Origin of the sequence: Streptomyces phytophilus (assembly GCF_013870535.1) — a bacterium.
GTDB lineage: Bacteria > Actinomycetota > Actinomycetes > Streptomycetales > Streptomycetaceae > Streptomyces > Streptomyces phytophilus.
Map to the genome: position 1 here is coordinate 1 of NZ_JACBXC010000362.1, position 5090 is coordinate 5090.

Below are 5090 nucleotides of genomic sequence, written 5' to 3' on the forward strand. Positions count from 1 at the left end.
TCGGCGGCCACGGCGTGGTCGGGGTGCTGCGCGGCTCGCGCCCGGGGCGGACCGTGGCGTACCGCGCGGACATGGACGCGGTGCCGCCCGGCGACATCGTCGGTGGCGGCACGGCGACGGCCCACCTGTGCGGGCACGACCTGCACACCACGGTGGGCATCGGCGCCGCACAGGTTCTGGCCCGGCTGCGGCGGCACCTGCGTGGCACGGTGGTCTTCGTCTTCCAGCCCGCCGAAGAGAGGCTGGCGGGGGCGAGCGCGATGATCGAGGCGGGCGTGCTGGACAGACCCCGGGTCGAGGAGATCCACGCCCTGCACTGCGGGCCGTTCCCGGTGGGCAAATTGGCGGTGACACCGGGGTACGGGTTGCCGGGACAGGACCGTGGCCGGGTGACGCTGTCGGGGCCCGACGCGGCCGGTGCCGCGCAGCGGCTGGCCGCGGAGATCGGCGCGCTCGCCACCGTGACGCCGCCGCAGACGACGGCGGACGTGGCGCAGCAGGTCGTCGACCTCCAGACGCCGAACGGTCCGCTGGCCCGGTTCGTCGCCGCCCGGGCAAGGGTCGAGGGGGCCACGGTGGGCTTCGCGTCGCGCTGCTGGCCGGAGGAGCGGTACGTGGGGGTACGGGCGGACATCCGCCGGCTGGCCGCGTCGTACCCGGGGGCCGAGGTGAGCTTCGAGCCCGGCCCGTTCCCCGCCATGGTCTGCCCGGAGCCCGACGCCCACCGGCTGACCCGCCACCTCTACCGCACCCTCGGCCGAGACGCGGTCACCCGCCTGCACGCCGTCTTCCCCTTCAACGGCGAGGACTTCGCCCTCTTCCTGGACCGGATCCCGGGCACGTACACCTTCCTCGGCGTCCACACCCCCGGCACGCCCATCACGGCGGGCTACCCGCACTACCCCGACTTCACCCCGGACGAACGCGCCATCGGCACCGGCGTACGAGCGATGGCGGGCTGGCTGGCGGAACGCGCCGGAAGCCCGCGGCGCGCCACCTAGTGTCCTGAGACAACACCAACACCAACGGTTTCGGACCGGACATCACCCAACCCGCAACCACCGATGAACTAACGACTCAGGACACTAGGTGTGCAACCCGCCTAAGGACACAGGCGGCTTGTGCACCTCAGTTTCCGTCGACAGGTTTCCGGGCGGGCCGCAACCCGTTGATGTCACCGGCGCGAAAACGCCCCCTCCGTGGTCTTCGGAGGGGGCGTATGCCCTGGTCAGAGGAGGTGGCTGGGGCCGGGGTCGAACCGGCGACCTTCCGCTTTTCAGGCGGACGCTCGTACCAACTGAGCTACCCAGCCGGGTGACCCTCAAGGCGAGCCTTGAGGGTGGCGGTCCTGACGGGATTTGAACCCGCGGCCTCCACCTTGACAGGGTGGCGAGCACTCCAAACTGCTCCACAGGACCAGGCTTGTGCGAGACCCAGTCTCGCACAGAGTGATGCGTGATCCCTACCGGGATTCTCCGTCGTCGGCTACGGGCCGTGACGTCGCTGGATCAGCGTAGCAGAACCCCCGCCTGGTCCCCTAAACGAAGTGGCGGGGTCCTAGGGCCTGTCGTTTGGGTCCCGCCGCGAGCCCGGCGAAGGTCCAAACGACAGACCCTAGAGCCCGAAGAGGCGGGCCGCGTTGTCGTGGCAGACCGCGCGGAGCCAGGCGTCGTCCTGGTCCTGTGTCGTCAGCGCGTCCAGGGCGTCCGCGTACGGGTACGGGGTGTTCGGGAAGTCCGTGCCCAGGAGGATGCGGTCCCGGAGGGCTGCCAGGCGGGGGCGGGCGCGGGGTGGGAACGGGGCGGCGGATTCGGAGAAGGCGGTGAACGCCATCGTCGTGTCGAGCATGACGTCCTCGTGGCGCTCCGCCAGCGTCAGGAAGTCCTCGTACTCCGGCATCCCGAGGTGCGCCACGACCAGCCGCAGCCGCGGGTGCCGCTTCAGCAGGGCCGCGATCGGGGCCGGGCCCGTGTGGGGGCCCGGGACGGGGCCGGAGCCGCAGTGGGTGACGACCGGGAGGGCGGCGTCCGCGAGGAGGGACCAGACCTCGTCGAGCACCGGGTCGTTCGGGTCGTACGCGCCGACCTGGAGGTGGCACTTGAAGACCCGCGCGCCCTGTCCCACCGCCCGCCGCACGTCGTCGGCCGCCGACGGCTCCGCGAAGAACGTCGCCGTGTGCAGGCAGTCCGGGGTGCGGGCGGCGAAGCCGGCGGACCAGTCGTTGAGCCACCGCGCCATGCCCGGCTTGTGCGGGTACAGCATCGACGTGAACGCGCGTACCCCGAAGCCGCGCAGCAGCGCCACCCGCTCGGCCTCCTCCTGCCGGTACGCGATCGGCCACGGGCGGCCGACCAGCGGCCCGGCCGCGTCGAAGTACGCCCACACCTTCGCCAGCACCTGCCGCGGCATGAAGTGGGTGTGCACGTCGATCAGATGGCCGAGGCCGAGCGCGCGGCGGAACCCCGCCACCCGGTCCCGTTCGGCATCCGTGTCCCGTTCGGCATCCGTGCTGGTCACAGGCCCTGTCTCCCGGTCGGCTCACGTCGGGTCGGCGACGTGCCTCCGTCGATCTTCCAGCAGCCGGGGGCCCTCCGTAAGCCGTGCCGGTGAGGAGAGACCAACGACTCACCCCGGGCGCCGTCGCGGTTCTCGGTGTGCGGGTCCGTCTCCCGCCCCGCCCGGAGGGGACTTAAGTTGCAAAGCGCCACACTTTTCCCTCTGAAGCATAAAATGTGGACAATGCGTACCGACGAGGTCCTGTCCGGGCTGGGTACGGGCATCTGGCGCTGGGCGGCGCACACCGATCGGGTGGTGCTGGACGCGCAGGCCGCCCGGCTGCTCGGGCTGCCGCCCGTGCAGGTCACCGTCCATGCCGCCGCGGTACGCGCCCGCCTGCACGGCGTCGACTTCATCGAGCTCAACGGCATCCTCGACCTCGCCCTCGCCGAGGGCACCCTCGCCGAGGGCCGGCTGCGCGTCGTCGACATCCAGGGCGACGTCGTACGGGTGCTGCGCTGCCGGATGCGGGCGCTGGAGTCGCTGCCGGGGGAGCAGACCGACATCGTCGGGACCGTCCAGGAGGTCATCGACGCGCCCGCGGGGCCCGGTGACGGGCCGCGGGGGACCAGCGACTGGCGGCTGTCGCGGGAGGCGTTCCTGCTCTCCGCCGGGCGGGCGCTCGCCGAGGCGCGCTCCACCGACCAGGTGCTGCGGGTGGCGGCGTCGCTGTCGATGCCGGGGTTCTCGCCGGACGGCATGGGGGTCTTCGCGGTCGAGGGCGACGACCTCGTCCTCATCGGCCAGCAGGGCTACCAGAGCGAGGAGGCCGAGCCCTTCAGCGTCATCCCCCTGGACGCGGACTTCCCCTCCGCGGAGGCGGCGCGCACCTCCCGGGCCGTGTACATCGCCGGCCGCGAGGAGTACCAGCGCCGCTTCCCCGAGGCGTGGCGTCTGGCGCAGGCCGTGCCGCGCGGGTCGTGGGCGTTCCTGCCGCTGATGGCGGAGGGGCGGACGGTCGGGGCGTGGATGGCGGCGTTCGAGGACGTGGTGCCGTTCACGCCGGACGAGCGGTCGGTGCTGACGACGGTGGCGCGGATGCTGGGGCAGGCGCTGTCGGACGCGCACGTGCACGAGTCGGAGCGGGAGCTGGCCGAAGGGCTGCAGCGCAGCATGATGCCGGCGGTCGCGCGCGTCCCCGGCTTCGACGTGGTGGCGCGGTACGTCCCCTCCGGCGGCGGGCTCCAGATCGGCGGCGACTGGTACGACGTCTTCGCGCTGCCCTCCGGGCAGACGGCCCTGGTCATCGGGGACGTGCAGGGGCACGACGTACGGGCCGCGGGGCTGATGAGCCAGCTGCGCATCGCCATCCGCGCGTACGCCTCCGAGGGCCACAGTCCGGACGCCGTGCTGAGCCGCGCCTCGGCCTTCCTCGACCGGCTCAACGAGCGGCAGGTCGACGACCCCGCCGACGCCCGCTTCGCCACCTGCCTGTACCTCCAGGCCGACCCGTCGACCGGGACGCTGACCGTGGCCCGCGCCGGCCACCTGGACCCCGCGGTGGCGCTGCCCGACGGCACGATGATCATCCACCCCAGCGAGGGCGGCCTGCCGCTCGGCATCGAGGCCGACCAGGTGTACCCCGTCTCCGAGCACAAGATCGACCCGGACGAGACCATGCTCCTGTGCACCGACGGCCTGGTCGAGACCGGCGGCCACGACCTGTACAGCGGGCAGGCCCGGCTCGGCGCCGCGTTCGCGGCGACGCTCGGCGCGGGCCTTGAGACGGTGGCGGACGCGATCGTGGACACGGTCACGGGGTCCGGTTCGTACGCCACCCGAGGGCCGCACTCCGGGCGCAGCCAGGACGACATCGCGTTCGTCCTGCTCCGCACCGCGGGCGCGACGCGGCTCGCGCACCCGGAGTCGGAGCGGCACATGTACCTGGCCGTGCCGCAGTCCGAGCAGCAGCGCATCTCCGACGCCCGGCACCAGCTGCGCGGCCTGCTCTACGACTGGGCGACGGCGGACCAGATCGACGCGGCGGAGCTGGCGCTCTCGGAGATGATCGCGAACGTCATGACCCACACGGACAGCACCGCCAACGTCCTGGCGGATCTGACGGGGCCGCCGGGGCGGCGCGTGCTGCGCATGACGATCGCCGACGCGGACGGCAACCTCCCGCACCGCCGGCACCCGGGCGAGATGGCGTCGTCGGGCCGCGGGGTGCTGCTGCTCCAGGAGTTGTGCGACGGCTGGGGCGTGGAGCCGCGCGGGGACGGCAAGGCGATCTGGGCCGAGTTCCGCGAGCACGAGGAGCAGTGACCCGTACGGCCCGCAACGGCCGCACGCGCGGCAGTACTTGTTGCCCCTGAACAAAAGTTCCCGCTGAACAAACTCTTGTTCCAGCCTCCTGAGCTGCGCTCCTGACGGTCCGCCCGGTAAATCCGCTAAACGGATGGAACTGTTCCGTGCCGATTGGCGGATCATTGGGTGAAGGAGGGGTGGGGGCGCCAGTGACTCCTGACCCCTTGAGGCACAGGGAGGGGTTCAGTGCGCAAACACATGAAGAGGGCGGGAACCGCCGCCTTAGC

At 72.2% G+C, this 5090-nt stretch carries 3 protein-coding genes and 2 tRNA genes; 2 read left to right on the forward strand and 3 right to left on the reverse strand.

From position 1 onward, the window contains the following. On the forward strand, nt 1–1001 hold a 1001-nt coding region (locus tag H5J30_RS16945; RefSeq protein WP_181788266.1), incomplete at its 5' end, for a M20 metallopeptidase family protein. A gap of 237 nt (nt 1002–1238) precedes the next feature. On the opposite strand, the gene H5J30_RS16950 is transcribed toward H5J30_RS16945, so the two are convergent. The 3 genes from H5J30_RS16950 to H5J30_RS16960 form a co-directional block, all read right to left on the reverse strand. Beyond that, nucleotides 1239–1312: transfer RNA gene (locus H5J30_RS16950), tRNA-Phe, on the reverse strand. Between the two features lie 28 nt (nt 1313–1340). Further along, nucleotides 1341–1418 (reverse strand) — tRNA-Asp (locus H5J30_RS16955). 196 nt (nt 1419–1614) lie between these two features. Continuing rightward, nucleotides 1615–2517: an amidohydrolase family protein gene (locus tag H5J30_RS16960; RefSeq protein ID WP_181788267.1), complete on the reverse strand. Its 903-nt coding sequence runs from the start codon at nt 2515–2517 to the stop codon at nt 1615–1617. A 222-nt stretch (nt 2518–2739) separates the two neighbouring features. Here H5J30_RS16960 and H5J30_RS16965 point away from each other — a divergent pair, with 222 nt between their 5' ends. Continuing rightward, entirely contained in the window at nt 2740–4821 is a 2082-nt protein-coding gene (locus H5J30_RS16965; protein ID WP_181788268.1) for an ATP-binding SpoIIE family protein phosphatase, read from the forward strand. Nucleotides 4822–5090 lie beyond the last annotated feature (269 nt).

What these genes read in the sequence shown, in the direction of transcription:
- H5J30_RS16965 (WP_181788268.1), top strand. Translation starts at nt 2,740, where the DNA reads ATGCGTACCGACGAGGTCCTGTCCGGGCTGGGTACGGGCATCTGGCGC.